Genomic DNA, 24,836 nt, shown 5'->3' with positions numbered 1-24,836 from the left:
ATGCGCCCCTCCTATTCTTGAATTAATTCGAAAATCTCCCCGTAACGGGAAGGATCAGTCAGAAAAAGCCGGAGATAATCGTTCCTGCCGATCTCGATTTCGGGCAGCGACTGGCTACCTGCGTCAAAGTCCCGCCGGAACGGATAGGCCGTGCCGTCTTGTCTGCCGGACGGGGGAGCGCCTTCTTTTTTTACATAACAGAGCGCTTCCTGGGGTACCGGAATTTCACAGAACAACTGAATCCGCGCTGTCTTGAATTTACCGAACAGCTTTCTCCCGTAATGAACGGAATACCGGATGCCGGCTTTGCCTCCGTTTACCCGCACCACATTGTGTTCGTCCTTCTGCAGCAGTGCCGTGACGGCACCATCCTTAATCATACAAGGGAAAATCCGGTATCCCCGGCTCCCGATGTAATCGATACGCTCGCGGTAACCGGACTTGGCCTTGTATTCTTCCCGGGTAAACAGCTTCATCTGCTGCGGAGCGAGAAGCTCCGGAGGCTTCTCTGCTCCTGCCTCGAAGCTGTATACATACACGGCCTGAATGTCTTTGGGCCACTGCCAGGTCAATACGCATTCCCCGTCCCGGACGGGCTGGGCGGCAAGCTTCTCAATCCGGGAATATTCACCCATTTCTTGCCAGTTCATGATCTATCGCCTCACTTGATGGGATGCCTCATACGTTTGTTTCATACGTTCTCGTTAGAGCAATACATTAGAGCAATACATTAACGGAATTGCTTGCCGGGCAGCTGGCTGCTGCGGTCACCCAGGCGGCTGCTTGCCCCCGGTCTTGCCTTCTGGCGTGAACCGGCCCGCAGTCCCGGATTCGAGTCGTTATTGTTGACCGGGATAATCAGTGTAGCCAGGGACAGCACGAAGGCCAGTGTTACCGCCGCAACCGCCCGGTAGAATGCCGGAATGCTCGTTCCAGGCAAGCTCAGCTCCAGCACGAGACCGGCAATAAGACCGGCGATCGTGCCGCCGATGGCAAAGCTGAGCGCCAAATGACGGTTGTCGAAAATAATTCCGAGCGACAAACCGATAAGTGTGCCGATCAGCAGGATCAGCGCAACCCGGAGAATGCCGTGGAAGTTGTCTGACGCTGCCGGACCCAGCCGTTCGCTGACCAGATTCCACTGCTGCTCGCTGGCGTAAATCTGCTCGAACGCGCCTGTAATCTGGTCGGCGCTTTTCACATCGTGGAAGCTCGCATTCGTCTCGCCCGCAATACGCTGGAGCAGCTCAATGCCTTCCACCTGAGAGCCGTCGATTCCGACCGTATGCACCGGAATGCCCGCTTCCAGGTAAGGAGCCAGCACCTGGGCCGTGTTCACATCGCTGTAGCCGTCGGAGATCAGAATGACGGCAGCTTTGCTGCTCGCGGCGCCTTCTTTCTTGAGCTCATCCATGACGGTAGTCAAAGCTTTGCCGATATCCGTCATACCGACCGGCTCCCCGAACTTATCCAGCCGGGATTGAAGCTCTTCTCTTGCCCCGGATGACTTGAGGCTGGTAAGCGGAGATACCAGCTGAGTATCTTCATTGAAAGTAAACAATGCCACCCGGTTGCCGCCGTTCATCCTCCCGATGAGTGATTTGGCGGCCTGCAGGCTCTGCTTGTCGGGGTCGTTCTGAACCATACTTTCAGACTTGTCGAGAACAAGCACATAATCTCTCGGAGCCTGCTTGCCGACAAACTGCAGCCCGTATAAGAGCTGGAACAAAGCCCCGGCCACGAAGAGCATGACCAGTGTAGCGGGCACAAGAAATTTCCAGCCGTCACCGGCATAGCGCAGCCGCCAGTTTCTTCCGTTCAGCTCGGGCGAAATCATCTCGGCCACCAGGCAGAACAAGCCGACGAACAAGGCGAACTGGCCGAAGTACAGGCCCATCAGTACGATTTCGTGCAGGCTGCCACCCCACCGGCTCAGCATATACTCGCCGACAAAAAAACCGACGAACCCTCCAATTACACTGAACAGCGTCAGCAGCGGACTCCATTTTCTCTGTTTCACCGTTCTCCCCCCTTTTACTCAATTCTTCTATAGATATAAAATGACTTACCGGTTATGTCTCCTCCGGCATGCTCATCCCGTGAAACGAGTAACCGTTCTCCAGGTACGTCTCATAATAACGCCGGCCGTTGCGGTAAACCATCAGATCATCCAGCCGGAAGCCGCCCATCAAGCGCAGCTTCTCGATCCCTCCGGGTTTGTTCTCATGAACACAGCCGAGCTTATAAGTGCGGCTCCCCCCGTCCACAGCGAACGCGTACTGGATAAATTCACTCCCCGCATCGCCGAAAAAATATTTCTCTTCGTGACGGTTCCGGTGGGTAGAATGGTACACATCCGTGCGGATCGCCGCTTCGTTCTCCAGGGTTACGTAGAGGTCGCGGAAAAGGTCTTCCTTCGACAACACATCCTGGTTGTCATAGCTTGCGGCGACATTAGCCCGCTGAAGCAGTTCATCCTCGAACGATTGATGGAACAGCGGGTGGACGAGCACATCCCTGCGCGCCATCGCCATCAGCTTCTCCAGCCATTGCCCGGTATCTTCATCAATCTGAACGGACACATTGCCGAGGAACCGGTCGTCGTAATAAAACCGCGCCTCCCGGCGCCCTTCCATCTCTGCCGCAATCTGCTTCACGACGTGCTCATAATATTCGTTGATGTTGCGTCCCAGATAATCACGGGCAGCCGAGATTCCGCTGCGGCTCGTATCCAGCAGCAGCTTCTCCAGACGGTCCATCTTGTCGACAGCCAGCTTGGCGCGTTCGCGCATATCTTCCAGAACATCCAGATACAACGACATCAGCTTCTGCTTCAATTCCAGGAAAAGCAGATCCCGCTTCATCCCGTACACTTCATCGAGTAAATAGCGGATAAAGTTCTTCACCGAAGCTTTATCCGACTTAAATCCGAAGAGAGAGCCTTTGGAGAAGGGCTGACGGTCCACTCTTTCCCCGTAAAAGCTTTCCAGCTCGCCCCGCACAGCGTCGGCACGCGCTGCAGCATCTCTCAAGTGCTGGCGCAGTTCGCCGAGCAGGCCGGAACTGCTCTCGTCAGACAGCCACGTTCTGACGGCACAATACCCGTACGTCGGCTCGGCTACCACGCGCTCCAGCAGAAGCTTCTCCAGCCTCTTCGCGAAATTCTGGTCGGCGAATGCTTGCACCGCCTTGTCTTTGACGTTCATGTCAAAGAACAAGCCCGCTGCGCTGCCGTAGAGAGCCGACTCAGCCTCCTTGAGCGTCATCGACTTCAGCTGGCCGTATGAAACCGGCTCATGCATCAAGCCGTACATCTCATCCGCCGCCTTCTCCCGCTCCGGCAGTACCGCGTCTATCGCGCGGTCCCACAGCTGCGGCTCCATCCGCAGCAAGTCCGGCAGTGCGCGCGCCCCGCCCGCGCACTGTTCCTCCATCCGCCCGCGCACATGGCGGTACAGGTGATACAGCACGGTCAGAGCGATCGCCTGATTCGGCCGGCTGACCCTCGCATATCCGGCAGATGCGTAGCCTCCGCCTTCTTCGCCCGGCGGCGCTACATTCTGCTTGAAATGCTGATGGTTATAAGCGCCCTGCTTCAAGGAATCCTTCTCGTCCCGGACATTCCGGTACTTGAGCAGGTTCAGTGAAGCGATCGTTTCGCAGCTGCTGCGGATCCCGCTTTCGGTGAAGATCCCCCGTTCATCTTTGTCGCTCAGCAGATAAACGGTATCAAACAAAGGAGCGGGCCCGTGCTCGGCCGGTAAGGTAATGCCTTCGCCCGTCACCTGAAGCGGACCGGAATAATGGTAATCCCGGCTCTGGAGAACATCGAGCTCCCGCAGGAAGCTGAAGCTGAGGGAGGCCCTCAGAGCAAACGCTTCGCCAACCTGTTTCTCCTCCAGCAGGCCGTACAGATCCACGATTACAGAGCGGAAATGCTCGCCGAAGATTGTCTCCATCAGGGCGGTCAGCTCCGGCACCAGCACGCTGCCCGGGTCATCCAGCCGTGTAACGACAGCCACGTTCAACCTCTGTAAATTCGAGTACACCCGGCCGTATTCCGAAATCCGGCTGTTCATTCTGCGCAGCAGCACATTAAGCTCCAGCAGTTTCTCTTGGTCGTTATGGAAACTGCGCTGAGTATCCGGTCTTACCGTTCTCGCATTCTCCGGCACTTCAGGAAGGGTCCAGACGTATACGTTGTCTCCCAAATCTTTCTCTACCGGCTTCGATCCTATATGAAGGTAAACCACCCCCGCACTGTTATCCCACCTGCGGCGGTTGATTTCCACCATTTCATGAAGGGCTTCCGCCGACGTATCGCCCAGGAACAGAAAAACGAGCGGATGGTGAATGCTGCGCTGTTCATCTCCGATAAGTCCCGTGCTGTCTGTTGCCGCGGCATATTCGTTTGCGAACGCCACCAACTTCTCCCGCATGATTCTCATGCTCCTTTCTAAGGACGATACGGCAGAGCGAGACGGTCATATAGATCTGAGCCGTCCCGCTGCTGTTAACACCCTCTGCCGTATCTTTTTCTCTTATGCCGCCTTACCGGAGGCTTTTCACCATATCGTTCACTTTGCCGGCTACCTGCTTATAGAACTGGTACAGCTCTTCTCCGTTCTCATACTCCGAACGGTCATAGTCAAGCGACGATTTTGTCTCCTGGTAGGAGACACTCATTGAGCGGAGTGTTTCCACGAGCGCTTCAATATCTTCGGAAGCAATCATCTGCTGGCTCCGTTTCGAAGCTTTGCGCTGCAGCATGGCTTGCTTCTTCGCGTCCAGTTCGCGCATTTTGCTGTAAATCTCATACTCGACGAATTTATTGGTCTGCATCAGATTCACAAACGCTTCCCACGGATCCTCATCCCCGTCATGGTCGTACACGTACAGGGCGCCTTTCTTGGCAATCGTGGACGTATACATCGCTTCGATGAACTGGGCGATGAACTTCTCTTCATCTTTGTACGAGCTCAGCGCCATCTCCAGCTCCTCGATTTTACGCACAATACTGTCGTACTTGCGTACCTCGTCTCTTACCTGCTTCAGCAGCTCCGGGGAACGGATCAGATTCTCCTTCGCCATCTCCTCGTTCACACTGCCGAATATGTCCTTCGTGCGCTCGATCTCGAGGCCATTCTGAACGATTGTTCTGAGCTCGTTCACGCAGCGCTGCAGCTCTCCGAAGTTAGGACGCTGCGTATTCAGCTGCAAATTGTATGACGCAATATGCTTCTCCACATCGAACGGCTTCGTCCATATGCTTTCGTAGCGGTTAATCGTCCCGCTGTCTTCGCCCTTCAGACGGACGGCGCCGTACGCCGCCGCACGGTCGAACAATCCGCGGACTTGCGCATTGTACGATTTGACGCGGCCGTTATCATACGTCTCGCCCCATGACTTCTCTGGAATCGGCGAAGGCAGATACGTCCAGTTGACCCGGTCTGTCTGCACTAGGTGACGTCCGATGCCTTCCGGCTCCAGAATGGTTCTTTCGTAGCTTTCCTCATAGACCCGCAGAGGCGTGTACAGGAAAAGCGGAATCCCGTTCTGTGTGTTCAGCCAGAAAATCCGGTTCTTCACTTGGCTTTCTTTGATCGTAAAACGGGAGTTCGCAATCGCATTATCCTGGAAGTTCCGGATTCCCTTGAAAATATTCGGCGCCCCTACAGGGACGGACACGAAACCCCAAGAAGGGAAGTTGAAGTGACCAGAGCTGTTCGTCAAATGGAACACCGGCTTCGCCTCTTCATACAGGCGATTCGCAATACGGCCCTCCACAAGCTTCTCAATGGAATCTTCATGCCCGTATTTGATGACGAGATATTCTTCCATCGACTTCGTAATCAGCTCTCCGAAATGATCGGTCAGGAACTCGGAAACCGAGCCGATGACATCCACTTCCTGCTCTTTAATCCACTGATTCGATTTGACAAGCAGCTCATTCGTAAAGTCCCGGATCAGCTCATCCGCATTTCTTTCCTCCGTCACTTGTCCGATCAGCTTCGCGATATCCGGCACACTGACTACGTTCCAGTAATACGTCCGGTTCCCTTTGTGGTCGATCTCTTCGTCACCGCGGGTCAGAATGTCGCCGTTCTTCTCGAAAATCTTGTTAAGCTCGCCAAGCAGCTCGGTAAACACCGTATAAATGCGTGAATTCTCCTGATTGATCAGGTTATATAAATCCTCGTAGAATTCCACCATCTGCTCCATCCGCTCACGGTCGGCGTGCAGCAAATATTCCTGAATTTTGGCTTCGATATAGGCATCCTTTTTGCGGTCTTTGGAAATGAACGCACTGCGCGCTTCGGCCATTTTCTGCTCTGAATTTTCTTCGGCCGACTGAATATCGCGCGGCACACGATAGATGCTCTCCTTGAGCGCTTCAATATAAGAAGAGAGCAGCTTCAGCAGGCAGAATCCTTTGTCCTGCAAAATAATACGCGAGACATAGAACGGTCCCTGCTCCGGATTCCGGAAGATCTTGGTCACTTGCTCGGAGAAAGCTTCTTTCACCTGACCCGGCAGCTGCTTGCGTGATTTGATATACTCTTCGCGCGCCCGGGAGAGGAAACTCTGCTCCAGTTCGGTATCGATGTTTACAACCTGCTGCTTGACTACATTCGCGTAGCTCAGCCGTTCGCTGTTCTGATAGCCCGGCAGCGGCTCCGGCACGCGCTTGTCGAATTCCCGGTGCAGAGAGTCGGGATCAATGGCCAGCTTGTGCGCCAGCTTCTCGACTTCTTCCTGGGAAGGACCCGCTTCGAACATTTTATCCATCCGCTGGAAAACCTTATAGGCCAGATAAGTCGTCATTTCCTCAATGGGCAGCACCGCAGACGAAGCGCCCAGAATGTTGTACTGATAGTTGGCTGCGTACGCCTTAGGCATCTGGTTGATGTTCGTACGGATGTTGCTGATATAGTCATGGATGGCGAATTCTTCGCCTGACTGCTTATCTTCACTTGCCATGAAGTTCGTAATGTTCTCTGCCGTAACGTTCATGCAATAATCGTAAGCGTTGTCGAGCAGTTTGCCTTCCAAATTCGTGGCCGAGATCAGATGGGCGAGATTATAGGGAGGCATAGGCGAATTGACCGTCAGGATATTCGCATACTGCTGCTTGAAGCGCTCCGTACGCTCGTCTACGTTCATCCAGTAGTCGAGTTCCTTCAGCGCGGCATATCCGTTCTTCTTGATATACTCCCGGGAATGCTCCGTCAGACTCTTGTTCGCCAAGTTCACATCCGGGGTGAACAGATAGCCGAGCAGGCTGACTTTATCGACGCCGGCAGAGCCGTAGTCACGTTCCATAATACCGCGTACGATATAAGAGATATCGAGGAAGCAGCCGCTTCCCGTACCGCCGGACAATCCGGTCAGTATGAACACCATTAGCTTCTTGTTCGTGCCGACCGAGAGCGTTTTGATTTTGCGTTCAATCGTTTGTACAACTTGGACGATCTTGGTGAACAACAGCAGACGGCCCGCCTGGCGGACACCCGATGCACCGTTGATCCCGTCTGTAATCGTCAGCTCCGGGGAAAGCCATTCCTTGATGTAAGGCTCCAGAATACTGCGGTTCTGAAGAACGCTGCCGATTTCCGGATTGGACAACAGGACGAATTCAGTCAACGGGTCAAGCCCGATCCCCTTGTATTTCTTATTGCGGTCATGTTCATTGGTTTCGAGGGCAAGAAATTCTACGTTATTCGGCTTTTCCTTCTTTTTCTTGGTAAAAGGATCTTCCGGCAGTTTGAATCTGCGGTTAATCTGGTATTTCAGACGCAGAAGCGCGTCGATTCCGGTACCCCCGAGCCCGATGACGAGCATCGGGTTGTCGATGGTATCGACACGGATTTTATCACTGATGATGCCGCCTCCGAGTGAAACGTCAAGCTGTTGAATATGTTCCCTGACTGTTGCTTTCATGGAATAAGCCCCCCATGGTTCTTATATTTTTGATTTTATTTTAAATACTCCAATGATATGGACTTGTTCACGTTCTGAAGTGTAATCCGGATCCGGTCGTTCTTCTTGACTTCCTTGCCCTGCGAAGCGTCAAAGACCCGGCCGCCCTTCTCTATCGTGCAGTCCGACTGATTATACATGATAAGAGTATCGCCGGGACCCGGCTTGAATACAATGCCCTTGGTCTCGGCAAACTCGGGAGCCAGCGACAGCAGCTGGTGCAGCTGCACCTTCCCCTTGAACGCATTGAGCTTCTTGTACTGAGGATTCGTACGCTCTCCCGTCTCCTCGTCCTTGATTTCCAGGACCACTTGACCGAAGAATCCTTTGTTCGCTTTCTTCCAGTAGGCAAGCGCGAACAGCGCCCCGATTACCAGAACAAGCAGGCCGGCTATCCACGAACCGGTTGTGACCCAATTCGTCCCTTCCTTGCCCTGGTCGCCGCCCGGAGCCGGAGCCGCAGCACTTCCGCCTTTGGCATTCAGTACTACGGGCCTAGATTCACGCGAGAAGTTTGTGTTCTCCACCTTAACCTTCAGTTCGTAGGAATGAGCGTCCGCAACCTTCCAGGACCCTTCGATCCCCTTATCCGAAATCTTAAGCGGAACCTCCGACGTTTTATTCGTATCGGTGTCGGTCACAATCAGCGCCGCTTTGGCATCCTTGTACAGCTCCGCATCCGCTGCCTTCTGTCCGCCGGATTCCAGATGCGCTTTAATGGATACTCCATCACCGGCCTTATATGTTTTGGACACGAGAGGGTCCATGACAACCTGCAAATCATAATTATAAACCAGATTGATATCAATCTTTTCCTGCGGAACGCCTTTGACTTTGAGTGTCCAGTCGCCCTGCGTCGGATTCAGAATTTTAATGAGCGAATACGCGCTAGACGAGGTATAGACGATTTTATCCGATGGAATGTTCTGCTCCTTGCCCGCCGGATCGACAAGCTTCACCTCTACAGGCTGGGACGACATAATCGAAATATTCGCTTCAAGCACACTGCCGTTGGGAATATTCACCGCCACATCCTGAAACTGGCCGTTTGCCGTAAACCCGTTAAGCGGAACAACTCTAAGCTTCAAATGACTGGCATAGATCTCACTCAGAATCTGGGGCAGTTTATCCGCTGTACTGGTAACAAACAGCTTGCCGCCCGTTTCATCGGAAATTTTCTGCAGCTTATCTTTGTTGAGCTTGCCGTCGGCATTAAGCCCGATTGTGTACACCGGGTAACCCTTGTCTTTGGCCTTCTGGATGGCGGCACTCAGCACCTTATCCGACTGCTCTTGGGTCTTGGACGGATTCAGTGAGTTATTGCCGTCGGTCAGGAGGACGATCATCGGGACATGATCCTTCTCGGACCCTGACTCCAGTACCTTCACAGCTTCATCCAGGCCGACCGCGATATCCGTATAAGGCCCCCGGGTCAGCTGGTCAATGAAGGTTTTGAGGTTCTGTTTGTCCTCGGCGCTGCCTATCTTCAGCAGAGCCTTCTCTCTGAGAATCTGGTCGGTATAAGCCACGACACCGATCTTATCTCCCGACACCGATGCCATATCAACAAACATTTTCATCGCTTCATAACTAACTTTATTGACGTCGCTTTCGTTCATAGAAGTACTGACGTCTGTCGTGAGCACCGCATCAATCTTCGTATCGGTAGCTGCCGGTGCGGCTATAGCAGCGACAGGAATCGTCAGCAGCACGAGAAGCAGGGCCAGGGCCCCAAGGGTCATTTTTTTAACGTTTATCACGGGTTTCTTCCTCCAAAACTTTATAGTTTGCACGGCGGAGCCCGGTATAGGGACACCGTCCTGCTTCTTTTGTAGTAAAATGTAAAAGGTGGTAGAATATTTGGATATCTACTTCACATTCTAACTTTTTCAGTCAGTTAATTCCACTTTATATGGGGACCGGACCCCAGGCGTCATTCCGGGTAACGCACAATATTGTTTAGGAGACTCTTATGCTGACCTTTATCCCACTTGCCCTTCTGGTCATCTTTGTCGCCTCCCAGTGGATTTCTTGGGCCGCCGCGAAGCGGAAAGCTCTGTCTTCCAGTGACATTGACCTTGAATTTATGAACCGCCTTAACAACGGTGAGAAGCCATGACCGATAAAATGCCGGTACTGCTTCGGCCCACAACTCAGACCGTCCATACCTATGAACGATTAAAACAGTGCTCGCGTTGCGGAACGTATTCCGTTCTCTGGCATGAAAGCTGCCTCGAATGCGGCTCGCAGCGCAAGTTCCTGTCCGTGCACGATATTGTGCGGGGCATTCTCAGGCGCAATCTCCAGCGGGATCTGCTGCTCATGGCCGCTGGATCGCTGGCCGCCTACTTCCTGGCACGCTCCTTCGAGCAGATGGCAGCTGCGATTGCCGGCGGCGTCCTCCTGATCGTCTTGTACGTGCTGCTGCGCAGGCGCTATTCACAGACGCTCCGGCTTGTAACGCTCCGGAAGCTTCTCCAGCGCGAGAGTTTCGCCATCCGGGAAGGTCTGCTGCTCGATGTGCAGGATGCCGCGAGTGATATTGAATCGGAGAATTTCAAGGAGGCTTACGAGAAGCTCCGCGAAATCGGCTTCCTGATCACGGGCAATCACATCCGTGTGCTGAAGGCATTCTGCCTGAACCGGTTCATTCTGCGCAGCGATATGGAGCTGGAACTCAGCTCCCTTATTCCTGACGAATTTGAGCCGAGTTTTGTTTACTATTTGAACGAAATTTGCAAAGTCAGCCCGCAGCTGGTTAAGCGAGATACGCTGGATTACGTCATGAAGCACCGCATCCAGATCGGCGGGATGATTGAAGGGCGCGCTACCCTTGCACTTGTGGCTGCCGCCGCTCTGCGTGTAAAGGAGTATGTCTTCGAATATTCCTCACTCCTCTATGATTTCGTGGATGATCTCCCCCGGGAGCGCCTACTGAGACTGTGCCGCCTCCTCGGCGAGCATCATGACCGCGCTGCTCAGCTGCACGAGAAAGCGCAGGAGACCGCCCGCCGGAAATATGAGTTTGACCCTGAATTTCAGGGCTTCATATAGAAAGGACGATAGGCTATGTTAGGTTCTACGTATCGCCGCGCCATCCGTTACAGAAATGCGGCCGCCTTCGTCCTTGCGGCCATGATCGTTCTCGCCGGCTACAAGTCCTATGCCGTCTGGCAGAAGGTCAGCTTCTATGGCAAAGCAGCTGCCGAGCAGGCAGCCGGACGGGATATAGAAGCCGAAGACTGGTACTCCCGGGCGCAGGGAATCAGCTCCTTCGACTACAAGGAAAACGAGATTGATGCCGCGCTTGCCGCCCTCCGTCCGGTAACAGAGCTGAAGCGGCTGATGACCTCCCTGTCTTCGGACTTGTCCCAGACCGCAGGAGGCAGTCAGGATTTCGGCCGCCTGATTCAGGCCTTTGCCACCTACCAGGCCAAGAAATCCGAAATCAGCACTCAGGATGAGAACGCCAAGCAAAAATTCGCCGAGCTGAGTGCCGCGTACAAATTGGACGAACAATTTACAGCCGCACTGGCACAGGCCAGACAAGTGCTGATGAAAAGCCTGCAAGAAGCAATGAGCGCCCAAACGTTCGATAACGATGAAACGATCACCTACCTGCTTCAGCTCCCGGCCTCCGCGTACAAAGACGAGAAGACGAAGAAAAAAGAATTGAATGCCTTGTTCCAGAAATACGATACGGCCCGGATGGATTATTGGTTCAAGGAAAAACCATTCAATGAGGTCATCCAGGAAGGCGTGCGTCTGCGTCAATTCTACACAGAGCGCAGTCTCGAAGCGGCTTGGGTACTTCCCAAACTGGAGATCTATATTCAAAGCGCACTAACGAAGCTCCTGAATGCCGGAGACATCGAAACGTTCATAACTCATGCCAAACTGTACCAAGGCACGAAGGAAATCGCCGGCGCTTCATCCAAAGTGAATACCTTTATCCAAACATCGATCCGGAAGCAGACGGCCCGTGCCGAGCAGCTTGCTTCATCGGGTAAATTTCAGGAAGCGGCCGATTTGTATAAGAAACTCGGCGAATACCGGGATACCAGCAAAGAGATCCGCGAGCTTGAACTCAAATGGATGACATCCAGCCCGGAACTGATCCTGAATAAAGCGGTGGAGAACGCCAAATTCACGCACACGGCCGGAGGGAAAGGACTATGGGGCGCCGAGTATGCGGCTGCAGGGCTGACTGAAAGCGGCAAGCTGGTCTTCGTCCGTCTAATGTCTGACCAGTCGCTTGCCAGGACAGAAGCGGACATCGGCGAAGGCTTGTCCGTGACGAACATCCGGATCGCCGACGAGCTCGGTATGAATAAGCTTCCTGTCGTACAGGTTGAAAGCGAGTCACGTACACGTAAAGCCCGCTACACCGTCTATGAGCAGACCAAGGGCTCTCAACTTCAAATCCTCCTGGATGTGGAAGCGGACGGCTACACGGTTGCAAGCCCTGGCGTCCTGCGGGTCAACAATCCAAGCGGCGAAGGGGCCGGCAGGGAAGTGCTGTACCGCTACGGCAAAGGCAAATACAGCCTGGATGCCAGTTCCCTTACGGATCACACCGAGGAACCGGAGGAACCTGCTGACGGCAGCAGCCAGCCCGGGGACAGTCAAGACGGTTCCCAGGGCAGTTCGGACGGCAGCGTAGAGGTACCGGCGCCGGCGCCGGACTCCGCCGGAGCTTACCAGGATATCGACGCGTCGGAACTCTCCCGGCAGCAGCCGGGCACAGCCGTCCGGCTGTCCGTCCAGATCTCGCAGGTCAGGAGCGGAACAGCCCTTGCCGAGTATGAAGGCTACTTCATCCGGCTGACTGGTAAATTTACCTGGAAGCCTGGTAAAGCGGTCACCGTAACCGGTAAGTATAAGGGCAAGAGTGAAGTCTCCCTGGGAGACAAGCGATATCCGGCCTATACGGTGGAAGTCAGCGGTATGCAGCCGTAAGGCTCTGCATGCGGTACCAATGCCGCTGATGGGCAGACATCGGCTATCCGTATCCGGCAGCGGTAGGCCGCAGAAACCGGCTGGAGAACGCACGCGCAGCGCATAGACTGCTGAGCTTGTGTGCTGCCGAGCTTATGTGCTGATGAGCTTGTGTGCTGCTGAGCTTATGTACTGCCAGGCTTGTAAGCTGCTGAGCTTATGTACTGCCAGGCTTGTAAGCTGCTGAGTTTGTGTGCTGATGAACTTGTGTGCTGCCGGGCTTGTAGACTACTGAGCTTAGTGCTGCTAGGCTTGTAGGCTGATGAGCTTATATGCTGCAGTCACATGGCTTCAATGCTTGCAGTTCACCCGCCTGCTCCGCAATCACCTGCTCTATCCCATCTGCGATGAACCCGCATACAACAAAAAGGACATTTCCTGGGCCGTACTTACTGGCTAATGCCCATAAGTACCGGGGAGGAAATGTCCTTTTGCTGTGCAGCCGTACGTTCCGCCTGCACCTTCAAACCGGGTCAAATGCCGATCTGCGTTCGTCAACCTTCATCCGTCAGCCTTCCAGCTTCATGCCCGTTCCTGTCGATTTCTTACTTCTGGAAGAAGACAGATTGGAGCCAAGCTCGAATAGATACACGATTAAGTAGGCGCCCGTTAATGTCAGTATAAACATAATCGGATACATGTACCTGGAGAACGCGACGAACGGGATGTGAACACCGATAAAATACAGCAGTGTAAGGGTCAGAACAGTAAAATCGTGCTTGCGCCTGAACCAGACAAGCAGTAGGCCGGCCGCTCCCAACAGAGTCAGAATGACGTGCCCGACACGCGCCGGTTCCTGAGCGATCCCCCACAAATCCATCCAATAAAAATCATGTTCGAAAGAGAGGAGGACTTTGTCGAATACATACCACTTGATGCTTTCAAAAGGCTTGGTTTCGAAATTAAACCCGATAATTTTGCCTACAGTCTCCGTCGAGTCATCATAGACATCAGGCGAATACTGGGGGTATTTGTTGTAAAATTCGGGCGGTATCCCTCCCGGCAGTATTCCCATCAGCATCGGATTCCCGCTGGACGTAGTAAAGGGAATAAACTTGCCGAAATCCACATAGTTCCGCACCCACCAGGGGCTCATAACGACACAGACGGTCATCACGATTGTGATCGTGTACAGGATCATCTTTTTCCAGGAATATTTACGGGTTAACCAGGTAATTCCGATAATTAATGGAAACAGGACGATCTGGGGTTTAAAATAGCAGGCCAGGGCGATCAGAATCCCAATCACGATATATCGGCCTGTTGAAGGCTTATTCAATGCCCACAAAGTCATACAAATGATCAAAAAGAATATGAACTGAAAAATAGATTCGGATAAAATAACACCGCTTGTGTAGTAATTAGGCAAATAAACAGCGGCTATTATGCAGGCGGCCAGCGCAACCTTGGAATTAAACAGTTGTCGTCCGATCACGAAAAGAAAATAAATCATCGCAGTCTGCAAAACGCACTGAAACAGCCGGAAGGCCGCAGCCGTCGTCTCATAATCCCCAAAGATCAGCATGAAGAATGCAAGGATGATCGGCAAACCAGGCATAATGAACAGAGTCGGATCCGGGTAGCTTTTGTAGACGAGTGTGCCTTCCTCCAATAGAACCTTCGCGGCATACATATATCCTACATCATCATTATTCAATTTAGCATACGTCCCCAGCAGGAAGCGGTCCCCGTAGAACAGCACAGTCGCCACAGAAACTACCAGTACCAGAGCCATTAAAATAAACAGCGTATTTCTTATTGCCGGTTTCTCTCTTTGCAGACTAAACAAATCTCAGCAGCCACCCTTCGTCTTTTTGGACATCATACACCAACATTCCCAGAAGATACAAGGGCAGCGCCGGGGGGATCTTTTACAGCACATCTGCTTTCTCGACATTACGGATACAGAAGTAGGCAATGACGATCCCGGCGATTGCGAGAAGAACCGGGGCAAGAATGAAAGCGTTCAGGGAATAACCGCCGTTATTGGAATCTGTAATCGAAACGAGAATCACGGCGGAAAGAATCGTGGCAGGAGTGGACTGCTTCTTCATGCCCAGCAGAAGGGGAATCAGGCAGATCCCGCTGGCTGTCACGGCTTTGAACAGCACCGATGCGGCCAAATCCCGGATCAGCTCACCGGACAAAGGCTCATTTACAATTCCGATCATCGCATCTGCTGCGAGGAAGATACCGATAACTACGACATGTGACAAGATCATCATCATGAATGTCCAGAGACTTACAATCAGCAGCTTTGCCGTTAAGATCTTTTTCCTTTTAATCGGATAGGTGTACATAAGGGTAATGGTTTTGTTCTTGTATTCGCCAATGACGAGTCTGGCCAGAAGCACCGAAGCGAAAATAATGAAAGTTGCCTTCACCATCGTTCCGGCGGTATCAAAAACACCCGAGTATGACCGCATGAAATCAAGATCTTGCTCCGTCCGCTGCGCCACAAGCATAACGCCGATGAGTACCAGGATCACTGCATTGGCAATGGCCGCCGGGTACCAATACCTGCCGAATTTATGCTTCTTGAGTTCCAGCTTCATTAGCTTAAGCACTCACGCCACCCCCATGAATGGATTCCAGGAAATAATCTTCCAGGGAACTTGTTTTCTTATTGATCGAATCAATGTCCACTCCGTTCATGAGAAGCGTTCTCGAAATATCGGAAGCGGCCACACCCGGCTCATAAATCCGGACAATCTGCTCCCCGATTATTTTGTAATTACGCAATCCCAGTTTGCTGTCCAGAATCATTACGGCTTTGGTCAAGTCCGGGGTTACGATCTCCAGATAATCGGAGCTTCTGCCCCGCACTTCTTCCATCGTAACTTGCTCAATCAGCCTCCCCTCGCTAATTACACCAATCGTATCGGCAAACTGCTCAATTTCGCCTAGAATGTGAGAAGAGATCAATAAGGTCATTCCATATTCTTTGCTCAGCAGCTTGAATAATTTTCTAAGCTCTTTGATCCCGACCGGGTCAAGGCCGTTAATAGGCTCATCCAGCAGCAGCAGCTCGGGCTTGGTTGTAATCGCTCTGGCAATTCCCAGCCGCTGCTTCATTCCCAGGGAATATTCTCTGACCGGTTTGGAATCACTCACTTTCAATTGAACCAGATCCAGCGCTTCGTCAATCGCCTTAAGGTTGTGATAGCCCATGTATTCGCAGTGCAGCTCCAAATTTTCTCTCCCCGTCAACTTATCATAGAAGACCGGGTATTCGATAATACTGCCCATTCTTTTGAAAACATCATAAGAGTGATCCGTCAGCTTTTCTCCGAAAATCTCGATCTCACCCTCCGTCGGTTTGACCAGATTCATCATCATTCTCATGACCGTTGTTTTGCCGGCTCCGTTCAGTCCGAGAAACCCGTAGATCTCTCCTTGTTGAATGGACATGTTCACATTAGATACGACTTCATGGCCGTCAAAAGCTTTGGTCAGCCGTGTCGTTGTCAGAATCGCGCTCATTGCCTGTGCCCCTTCCTTCTCGCTTTCTTATCTCTAAGTGTAAACGGAGCGATTTTCTTTTTTATTACTCGTTTCTTACGAAATTCTTAAGCTGTGCCAACCGCGAATTTTGATAGCCGGATGGTAAAGATCGTCTTCTCATAAGGCTTGCTGTACAAGGTGATTTCACCGCCCATAATCTGTACCAGCCGTTTGGTAATCGTCAGCCCGAGTCCGCTTCCCTGATATAGAACGTTGCGGGAATCTTCCAGCGTATACATCCTTTCAAAGACACGGTCTTTGTGCAGCTCGGTAATTCCTTTGCCTCTGTCCCAGACCTCGGCGTAAGCCTGCCCTTCATCCTGGCGGACTTTCAGGCCGATAACGCCCCCGTCACTGCCATACTGGACCGCATTAAAGAGCAAATTGTTCAGAATACGCGTCAGCGCTTCTTCATTGCCGGCCACATAAACCGGCGTCTGCGGCAGTTCGATCCGGACCTCCATGCCTTTAGCCGTAATCACATCATAAAAAGCCAAGATCGCATTCGAACAAACTTCGGCCAGATCGACTCGTGTAAGATGCAGTTCTTTATCCCCGGATTCCAGACGGGCCAGGTCAAAGAACTTGTTCATCAGTCCTACGACTTCCAGCGCCTTGCCGTGGACATTCGCCAGTAGCCGGTTTTTCTCGGTATCGTCCATCTGAGGGTTCTGCCGGATGGTCTCGATATAACCGAGTACTACGGTAAGCGGTGTCTTGAGATCGTGAGAGATATTGGACAGCATTCTTCTCATCGCATTCTCCGATCTCGCATACTCGGCGTGAATCGCATGATTATCCTCCAACAAGGCATTCAGCTCAGCCAGCAAAAGCTTCAGCTCACGATCATCCGTCAGATGAAGCACTTTCTCGGATGAATGCGACTCCAGAATCGTTCTTACCTTCCCGGAGATGTATCCCAGACCCTCGTCCCTTTTCCTTCTCGATTGAAATTGCAGCAGATTGAAGAGGACCGATACGGCTGCCAGCAAAATAAGCGCCCAGACTCCTGCCCCTATCATGTCAAAACTCCCCCAGCTTATAGCCGATTCCCCATAGAGTCAGAATATAACGCGGTTTGGAGGGATCTTCTTCGATTTTCTCTCTCAATCTCCGCATATGTACGTTAATGACATTCTCATCGCCGAGATAGTCGTCCTCCCAGACCGAGCGGAAAATGTTGGCTTTGGTAAACACCTTCTTCGGATTCGCGGCAAATAGTTTCAGCAGGTGAAATTCTTTGGCCGTCAGCTTGATCTCCCGGTTGCTGCGGCTCACCGAAAAGTTATCGAGGTCAATGAGCAGGTCGTCCAAGCGGATCTGCTGCGGCTGCTTGACCGCTTCCGCCAGTGAACCCGCTGTATATTTAGTGGCACGCCGGATAGCGGCCTTGATTCTTGCAGCGAGTTCGATCATCGAGAAAGGCTTCGCGATGTAATCATCCGCCCCGAAACCGAGACCGAGCGCTTTATCCACGTCGCCGTCTTTGGCGGAAGTAATCAGAATCGGAATCAGGCTCCGCTCCCTGATGACCTGCAACAAATCCATCCCGCTCAGCTTAGGGAGCATAAGGTCAAGCAGAATCAGATCAAACGCGTACTCCCCGAACAGCCGGACGGCTTCTTCGCCGTCATAGGCCCTTACAACAGTAAAGCCTTCCTTAATCAAATAGTCATTTACCATGTCACTAATCGCGACATCATCTTCCACCAGTAAAATTAACGGCTGCATGCCTTCATCCACCACTCCTGCAAGAATTTTCATCTAGAAAAAGCTTATCATGTTCGGGCACGTCCGAACAGATGCTTCTCCTGCGGATCGGCCATTCCAATCGCCGTGCGGTAATGGAACCCGGCACGCAAAAAGCCTATCTCCCCGGCACTGGAGGCCAAAGAAGATAGGCTTTAATGACGCTGACGGCGCCTAGCTTGGAGCCGTCAGCCGTGATGCGGCACAGGAATACCCGCTATTCCGCTAATTTGTTCATCAGCTTGAAAATCACCTGTGCGCTCTCCGCCCGCGTCGTAACGCCTTGCGGCTGGAACAGGCTGTCCGTGCGTCCGTCCACCAGCCCAAGGCTATAGGCGGACGCGATGGCTTCCTTCGCCCAGGCAGGAGCCGTCTCCACGTCCGCGAAGCCTGCTCCGCCTGCATCGGCGCCGGTACCGCTCCGCTGAGCGCTGGCGTGCCGGTACGCGCGCACGATCATCGCCGCCATCTCCTGGCGCTTAATAGCAGCGTCAGGCGCAAACTCGGTGGCGCTGACTCCGCTCACCAGCCCCGCTTCGGCGGCTGCGGCTACGGCGCCCGCGTACCACTGCTGCGCAGGCACATCGGCGAACGGCGCTGCGCCTTGCGCCTGGAGACCGAGCAGACGCACCAGCATGGCGGCGAATTCCGCCCGCGTGACCTTCTGCCCGGGAGCGAACTGATCGCCGGACACTCCGTCGATCAATCCTTTGGCTGCCAGCACCTGGATGACTCTGGCAGCCCAGTGGTTCTCCGGCACATCGGCGAACGACTTGCTGTATTCCAGCACGGCGTATGTGCTGAAGTGACGGACCTGTGCAGTCAGCTTGCCGTCCTGCCACGTTCCGCCGACATATTCGAGCTTGCCGCTGTCCGCTATGTGGTAGAGGCCCGACAGATCACGATCCGCTGCCGGAAGGACCGCAAACTCGAGCGTGATCGGCTTGCCGAACGCGGACAACTCGCTGGTCTTACCGTCCTTCGTGGTGACCGTGAGACGGAAAGCCAGCAGATCCCCTGCGGCAGCAAGCTCTGCGCCTGCTGCACGTTCTGCGCTATTAAGCAGCGCCTGCGCCTGTGCTGCGGCAAGCTTGCTCACGCTTAGCGTGATCGTACTGCCGGCACGTTCTCCGGCCGGCACCAGCGCGCTAAGCTCACTCAGCACGTCTGCCGGTATCGTGACCGCAAGGCCGGCAGACGTGATGCTGACCGGCTTGCCCTGCAGCAGCTCGGCTGCGTTGCCGGGCAGGGTCAGCTCCTGCAGCGCTGCGCTTGTGTGCAGCGCTGCGGCGCCTCCTCCGGCGATCTTATCCGCAAGCTCGCTTGCGCTGATCTCGATCCGGCCGGTCGTATCCGGCTTCGGCTCTTCCGGTGTCACCGGCGGCTGAACCGGCGGATTGCCGCCTGAGCCGCCTCCGTTACCGCTGCCGCCGTCAGAGCCGCCCGAACCTCCGGATGCTTTCACCCGGATATCGAACTGGGCGGATTTGCCCCCGTAAGTCGCGGTGATGACCGTCTGACCCTCCCTGACCGCTCGAACCTGTCCGTTAGCATTAACCGGAGCAACCGACGGCTCACTACTCGTGTACCGCACACCCTCGGTCAGAAGAGTGGAGCTCTGATCGCTGTAAGTTCCGGTCACAGCCGCCTGCGCGGTCTGTCCCTGCTCCATTTCGGAGCGGAGTCCGTCCAGGGTAATTCTCTCCAGCACCGGAAGCGGCGAATCCTTGGAGAGAACCGTCAAATCATACTGCGCGCTGTGTCCCCCGTAAGTAGCGGAGATAACGGTCCGGCCTTCAGCAAGCGCGTTGATCCGCCCCGTCGCCCCGATCGTGGCTACCTTCTTATCGCTGCTGTCATAAGCGACATTCTCCAATAGAAGAACCGCTGTCCCGTCCGTGTAGACGCCCTTCGTAACGGTCTTGTCTGTATCGCCAACCAGCAGGCTCGGAAGTCCCGCTAGGGTAACGGATTCGATCTTGCCCTGCGGGATCCGGTTGACTTCCACCGTTACGTCCGCATAGACATTCGGGGAAGCCTTGCTGGTCGCCCGGATGACCGCGGTTCCCAGCTTGCGGGCTGTTACGACACCATCAGCCGACACCGCTGCTGCCCCATCAGGCGTGGAGCTTTGGACGGACCACGTTACACTTTTGTCCGAAGCGTTATCCGGCTTCACCGCAGCGGTGAGCGCAATGCTCTCACCCACGGCAAGCAGCGCGCTCTTAGGCTCTATCTCGACGGACCCGGGCGGCACAACATTTTTGCTCAGCGTAAATTCATCGACCACCCGGCCGCCAACCGTCTTGGTCACAACCTGGAGCTGATCTCCTGCAATCTCCACTGCCGCGTACATCTGCGTCTGTTCTTCATCAATGACCTTCTGCCATTCCCGCACCGTGCGGGAGTAGAACTTGGGCCCTGTAGAGCCGGCAATGACATACGTCGTGCCCTCTCCCTCGAGGGCCGGTTTATTCCCTTTCATCGGGAACGTGCGGCTGTAAATATGGTCATGTCCGTTCAGGACGAGATCGACCTTAAATTCATCGAACACCGGTGTCCAGGTGTCGCGCACGATTTTCTCGTCATAGATACTGCCGTAAGGACCTCTGTGAAAAGCGACGACCTTCCACTTTTTATCCGTTTGCGCAAGATCCTTGCGCAGCCACTGCGCCTGCTCTTCATACTGGTACTCACTGTTCAGAACGACGAAATGCATATCCTTGTAGTCAATAGAGAAATTGCTTCCCTTCAGACTATCCAGACCGTTGCCCGGCTGATTAAAATGGGCCAGGAAATCACCGTTCTCCTTATTGCCCATCACTTCATGATTACCGATGACAGAGACAAGCGTCGTCTTCATCAGCTCAGCCTGCGCTTCAGAGAACCACAGGTTCCACTCTTTTTCGTTAAATCCTTTATCCACCATATCGCCGGCATGGAGCATAAACTCGGCATCCGGGTTCTCGGAGGCCGCTTTCTTGATCGTGTTGCCCCACAGCTTGAAACCGGCGGCGTCAGACGCTTGAGAATCCGCGAAATATAAGAATTTCGACGCATCTCCCGAAGCTTCTGTAGTGCGGAATTTCCCCTGCCCGCTGTAATTCCCTTGCCCGTCCCCGACCCGGTACACATAGCCCGTTCCAGGCAGCAGTCCGTCCGCCACCGCTTTATGCACGCGTACCGATCCGAGATCAAGCGTGTGATACAAATAACTGTCACCGGTTATTTCCTTCACATTCCCAGCGGCAAAATCCGTGAATTCCGACTCCTTCACGATCTCGACGACCGTCGGCTGCGTACCCGGATTCGTATGCCACTGGAAAGAACGAGAAACCGCAGGATCCGCCCCCATGCCGACACTGATGTTATGCGGGGCTGCGGACCCGCTGAGCGGTGATACCTTGAACACCACGACAGCGCTCAAGAAATCTCCTTTGACCGCTTGCAGATTGTAGGTCTTCAGCGCAGACGTCAATTGATCCGTTTTGAGCACACCGCTTGCATCCGTCACCCCGACTTCGGCACCGTCGGCCAGGATCTGCGCCCCTGCCACGGCAGCTCCGCTTTCATCTTTTACCGTAAGCTCAGTGGAATAGCCCTGGATCATCCCTTCTTCATTCCAGCCGAGCTGGAAGTGATTCTTGATCTCCGAAGAGAGCGGGAGGCCGAAGAACGTGAAGCTGGTATCCCCCTTGCTTACGAACGAGACGGAACCCGATTTGAATGAAATTGCGTTCGTCCCGGTCGCGTCCTTCTTCACCTGATACTGGATCTGGCCGAAAAGATCCCCGTCGGTAAGAAGTGCGGAGCTGAGCTCCTGCATCGTGATCTTAACCGTCCCTTTACTTCCATCGATGTCCGCTGTCATCTGGGCTTCGCTTAACTTGCCGCCCCTGATCAGCTTCACATTCTCCACTTTGGACGGATCAAACGCAAATTCAACCTGCCCTTTCTTAATATCCGCCGCCTTTACCGCTTTCAGATCAACGGTGTACGTACCGCCTGCATAGACCTTCTCCGGCGTATCATAGACGATCTTGGATGAGCCTGTATTTACGTTAAACGTCCACTCTTTGGTCGTCTGATTTCCGGATAAATCTTTAATGGAAATCTTGGCCTGGTGAATTCCGTCCGCCAGCGGAACGCCCGGCGTATAGTAGATCTTCCCCTCCGGAGGATACAGCGTGTGCGGTACCAGACTGCCGTCGAGGTAGAACCGGATTTTGTCCGGATCAATCAGCGTCGTGCCCGGATGCTTGACCGGATCGTAACCCGCATCCTCTCCGTAGGCTGTAATCACCGGCGTGTTCGTCTGGATTACCGCGTTCTCTGCCGGAGCCAGCTTTTTCAGGACAGGAGGGTCCATATCATCCTGAACAGGCCCGTAAATAGCGCGGATCCCGTCGATATAAATCGCTCCCGCGTCCTTATTCGCCGCTTTCGTTTCCATATATCGGACCGGCATATCAATTGTTAAAGGAAGAGTCCGGCCCTTGGGAACGGCAGCCTCGAGATACTTCCAGCCTGTGAAATCTACGCCGACGGTCTGATCGACGAAATCAAGCGGAATCGCTCCCTTACTGTCCCGCAGCTGGGCGCGGAGCCAATGCTTCTTGCCGTCCCCGTACACCCACATGCTGATCTTCTCCGGATATCCGGGGATTTCAATGTTCTTGTCGGTGCCTGTTGTCTGCAAATAAGCTCCTGACGTACCCGGCATGCCTGTAAAATCATATTCCAGCTTCAGCGAGCTTTTGCCGAACCGGACCAGGTCCTCATCGGTTTCAATGCTGACCTTCGTTGACTTGGCCTGCGCCCCCGAGCTCGGCTTATAGCGGTCCAGCCCGTTCTCGAAGTCTTCCAGAATGACCGGCGGCAGTCCCACCGTCACATCGATTGAAGTTTCGACATTCTTGTATGTCGCAAAAATCTTGCCGTTCTTCTCCTGCACATTGGCGGCAGTGAAAACACCGCTGGCGTCAATCGTGCCGACCGGGCCTTCCACCCGCCACTGAAGCTGGCTGTTGTCCGCCTGAATGACTTTACCGTCGCGGATAGCCGTCACCTTCATCGTCTGTGAAGCGCCGGAGGCAACCGTCGCCACTTCACCCGGGAATTTAAGCTCGGTCAGCTCCGTGACGACTTCCACACTTCCCGTTCCGCTGAGGCTGCCCGCAGCAGCCTTGATCTCGGCTGTGCCGTCAACCCTGCCTGCCGTGAACGTACCGTCAGCGGCTATGCTGCCGAGCGCCGGATCGATGCTCCACTGCACATCGCCTGACAAAGCAGCCGGATGCAGGTTAGCATCTACCGCCGCCGCTTTGAAGGCGGCCTTGGAGCCTGCCAACACGCGCTCCTGCTGCGGCTGAACCACCAGCTTGTCCGCAGCTCCCTCCGGTGCTTTGTTGACGAGCAGAATGCCGTTCGCCGTCTTACGTTCGCCGCCGTCGGAAGGGCTGTTCAGCATCTTGCGCGTCTTCTCCCCCGGCAGACGGGCTACGAACGTTGACGAGCCGCCCCCGTCGAGGTTCAGGGCATTGACGGCGCCCAGGTCCTTCATGATCACGCCCAGCTCCTGGAGCGTGACGCCTTCGCTGAAGCCGGGCTGCCGGCCGTCCAGCTCCAGCATGATCACCGAGCCGTCGGCCTTCGTGCCGATGGCCGTCCGCGGATGAGCCGCCGGATCGCTGTTTGGCTGGGCGACGCCGTCCTTCACCAGCAGGGCGGATCCTCCGATGGACATCGTGACGTCCTTCCACTCGCCTTCAAAGGCGAAGTCTGCCGTCACTTCATCGCCGACCGCAAGCCCTGCGAGAGCGTCCCGGTGCTTGCCGGATGCGGACAGCACGACTTGACCGGCCGCAAGCGGCGTGTTGCCTTTGTCCTTGTGGATCGCGGACACTTTCAGCTTCAGCGTCCGGCCGCTTTTCACTTCTCCGTCCAGCACATCCAACACAATCTCATCTCCGAGATCGTTGGTCATCGTCGAAGTATGGAACGCGGCTGTGTAGAGGTTCAGCCCCTCCGCTGCACGCATCCGGTTGATTGCCGAAACCGGACTTGTTTTGCCCGCAACAGTCAAGGTTCTCGTCAGCTTCGGGCTCTGCCCGTACAGCGATGAGCCGTCCTTCTTCATCCCAAAAGCAAACCATCCGTCCGGAGGACTGCTCAGAATCTCCCCATCCCCCATGAACATGCCCATCGGAACACCAGTCGACATGTCATAGAAATCTCCGTTAACGGCGGCAATTACCCGGTTGCCTTCTTTATCCGCATCGGCTGCCATCTTGGAGACCCCCTGCATGCCGTACACTTTGCCGTCGGTCAGACCCGGCTGCAGCCCCAGCGCAGCGTTCTTCGGATCGAATTCAACGAAGTGCATTTGCTGGGAACCGCGGTCCAGCTTCATGTTCATCCAACTGTATGTAGCTCCGGGGCCGATCTCCATTTCCCGCTTGTCCACTACGTTTCCTAACGATGATGGGCCCGAAGCTGCTGCCAGCCCCTGCCCTGCCGGCAAAAGTAATGAAAAGAGCAGAACGCCGCTCAGCAAAGATGGCAATATTTTTTTGTTTTTTACCATTCCGTCAGAATGCCTCCCT

Annotated in this window: 14 protein-coding genes; 3 read left to right on the top strand and 11 right to left on the bottom strand. The window is 54.1% G+C overall.

The genetic code is table 11. The features are described from left to right. Positions 1–11 precede the first annotated feature (11 nt). The 5 genes from EDM21_RS04670 to EDM21_RS04650 all read right to left on the bottom strand — a co-directional run bounded on the left by EDM21_RS04670 (position 12) and on the right by EDM21_RS04650 (position 9,722). Positions 12–650: a hypothetical protein gene (locus EDM21_RS04670; RefSeq protein ID WP_157333319.1), complete on the bottom strand. Its 639-nt coding sequence runs from the start codon at positions 648–650 to the stop codon at positions 12–14. Between the two features lie 80 nt (positions 651–730). Continuing rightward, complete coding sequence (locus tag EDM21_RS04665) at positions 731–2,020, bottom strand: VWA domain-containing protein (protein ID WP_166541828.1); 1,290 nt, start codon at positions 2,018–2,020, stop codon at positions 731–733. Between the two features lie 52 nt (positions 2,021–2,072). Beyond that, positions 2,073–4,439, bottom strand: a complete 2,367-nt coding sequence (locus EDM21_RS04660) for a hypothetical protein (RefSeq protein ID WP_157333317.1) — start codon at positions 4,437–4,439, stop codon at positions 2,073–2,075. A 112-nt stretch (positions 4,440–4,551) separates the two neighbouring features. Continuing rightward, on the bottom strand, positions 4,552–7,941 hold the full coding sequence (locus tag EDM21_RS04655; protein ID WP_157333315.1) for a tubulin-like doman-containing protein: 3,390 nt from the start codon (positions 7,939–7,941) through the stop codon (positions 4,552–4,554). Positions 7,942–7,976: 35 nt separating this feature from the next. Beyond that, positions 7,977–9,722, bottom strand: a complete 1,746-nt coding sequence (locus EDM21_RS04650) for a vWA domain-containing protein (RefSeq protein WP_157333818.1) — start codon at positions 9,720–9,722, stop codon at positions 7,977–7,979. Between the two features lie 230 nt (positions 9,723–9,952). On the opposite strand from EDM21_RS04650, the gene EDM21_RS24535 reads away from it, so the two are divergent. Genes EDM21_RS24535 through EDM21_RS04640 form a run of 3 tightly spaced genes read left to right on the top strand, consistent with a single transcriptional unit; the run spans position 9,953 to position 12,939 of the window. Then, positions 9,953–10,099 (top strand): hypothetical protein, encoded by a 147-nt coding sequence (locus EDM21_RS24535; RefSeq protein ID WP_166541826.1) that lies wholly within the window; start codon positions 9,953–9,955, stop codon positions 10,097–10,099. Further along, positions 10,096–11,034: a hypothetical protein gene (locus EDM21_RS04645; RefSeq protein WP_157333313.1), complete on the top strand. Its 939-nt coding sequence runs from the start codon at positions 10,096–10,098 to the stop codon at positions 11,032–11,034. The genes EDM21_RS24535 and EDM21_RS04645 overlap by 4 nt, the downstream gene beginning before the upstream one ends. Before the next feature lie 15 nt (positions 11,035–11,049). Then, entirely contained in the window at positions 11,050–12,939 is a 1,890-nt protein-coding gene (locus EDM21_RS04640) for a hypothetical protein (protein WP_157333311.1), read from the top strand. 547 nt (positions 12,940–13,486) lie between these two features. On the opposite strand, the gene EDM21_RS04635 is transcribed toward EDM21_RS04640, so the two are convergent. The 6 genes from EDM21_RS04635 to EDM21_RS04610 all read right to left on the bottom strand — a co-directional run bounded on the left by EDM21_RS04635 (position 13,487) and on the right by EDM21_RS04610 (position 24,817). Next, a complete protein-coding gene (locus EDM21_RS04635) occupies positions 13,487–14,767 on the bottom strand; it encodes an ArnT family glycosyltransferase (protein ID WP_157333309.1) in 1,281 nt (426 codons plus the stop codon). An 82-nt stretch (positions 14,768–14,849) separates the two neighbouring features. Continuing rightward, positions 14,850–15,545, bottom strand: coding sequence for an ABC transporter permease (locus EDM21_RS04630; RefSeq protein WP_166541825.1), 696 nt, complete (start codon positions 15,543–15,545; stop codon positions 14,850–14,852). Further along, positions 15,538–16,461, bottom strand: a complete 924-nt coding sequence (locus EDM21_RS04625; protein WP_157333307.1) for an ATP-binding cassette domain-containing protein — start codon at positions 16,459–16,461, stop codon at positions 15,538–15,540. Before EDM21_RS04625 ends, EDM21_RS04630 begins: the two co-directional genes overlap by 8 nt. 86 nt (positions 16,462–16,547) lie before the next feature. Continuing rightward, positions 16,548–17,504, bottom strand: coding sequence for a sensor histidine kinase (locus EDM21_RS04620; RefSeq protein ID WP_157333305.1), 957 nt, complete (start codon positions 17,502–17,504; stop codon positions 16,548–16,550). Between the two features lies 1 nt (position 17,505). Next, on the bottom strand, positions 17,506–18,246 hold the full coding sequence (locus EDM21_RS04615) for a response regulator transcription factor (RefSeq protein WP_420850638.1): 741 nt from the start codon (positions 18,244–18,246) through the stop codon (positions 17,506–17,508). 202 nt (positions 18,247–18,448) lie between these two features. After that, positions 18,449–24,817 (bottom strand): phosphodiester glycosidase family protein, encoded by a 6,369-nt coding sequence (locus EDM21_RS04610; protein ID WP_157333303.1) that lies wholly within the window; start codon positions 24,815–24,817, stop codon positions 18,449–18,451. Positions 24,818–24,836 lie beyond the last annotated feature (19 nt).

Source organism: Paenibacillus lutrae (assembly GCF_009757775.1).
GTDB classification, from domain to species: Bacteria; Bacillota; Bacilli; order Paenibacillales; family NBRC-103111; genus Paenibacillus_F; species Paenibacillus_F lutrae.
The sequence above is the reverse complement of the archived record's forward strand: the minus strand, read 5'-3'. Positions and strand labels throughout refer to the sequence as shown.

Excerpts from the sequence above, each read along its gene's own strand:
- EDM21_RS04655 (WP_157333315.1), bottom strand. The coding sequence starts at position 7,941 with ATGAAAGCAACAGTCAGGGAACATATTCAACAGCTTGACGTTTCACTC.
- EDM21_RS04620 (WP_157333305.1), bottom strand. The coding sequence starts at position 17,504 with ATGATAGGGGCAGGAGTCTGGGCGCTTATTTTGCTGGCAGCCGTATCG.
- EDM21_RS04645 (WP_157333313.1), top strand. The coding sequence starts at position 10,096 with ATGACCGATAAAATGCCGGTACTGCTTCGGCCCACAACTCAGACCGTC.
- EDM21_RS04615 (WP_420850638.1), bottom strand. The coding sequence starts at position 18,246 with ATGAAAATTCTTGCAGGAGTGGTGGATGAAGGCATGCAGCCGTTAATT.
- EDM21_RS24535 (WP_166541826.1), top strand. The coding sequence starts at position 9,953 with ATGCTGACCTTTATCCCACTTGCCCTTCTGGTCATCTTTGTCGCCTCC.
- EDM21_RS04640 (WP_157333311.1), top strand. The coding sequence starts at position 11,050 with ATGTTAGGTTCTACGTATCGCCGCGCCATCCGTTACAGAAATGCGGCC.
- EDM21_RS04650 (WP_157333818.1), bottom strand. The coding sequence starts at position 9,722 with ATGACCCTTGGGGCCCTGGCCCTGCTTCTCGTGCTGCTGACGATTCCT.
- EDM21_RS04610 (WP_157333303.1), bottom strand. The coding sequence starts at position 24,817 with ATGGTAAAAAACAAAAAAATATTGCCATCTTTGCTGAGCGGCGTTCTG.
- EDM21_RS04670 (WP_157333319.1), bottom strand. The coding sequence starts at position 650 with ATGAACTGGCAAGAAATGGGTGAATATTCCCGGATTGAGAAGCTTGCC.
- EDM21_RS04660 (WP_157333317.1), bottom strand. The coding sequence starts at position 4,439 with ATGCGGGAGAAGTTGGTGGCGTTCGCAAACGAATATGCCGCGGCAACA.
- EDM21_RS04625 (WP_157333307.1), bottom strand. The coding sequence starts at position 16,461 with ATGAGCGCGATTCTGACAACGACACGGCTGACCAAAGCTTTTGACGGC.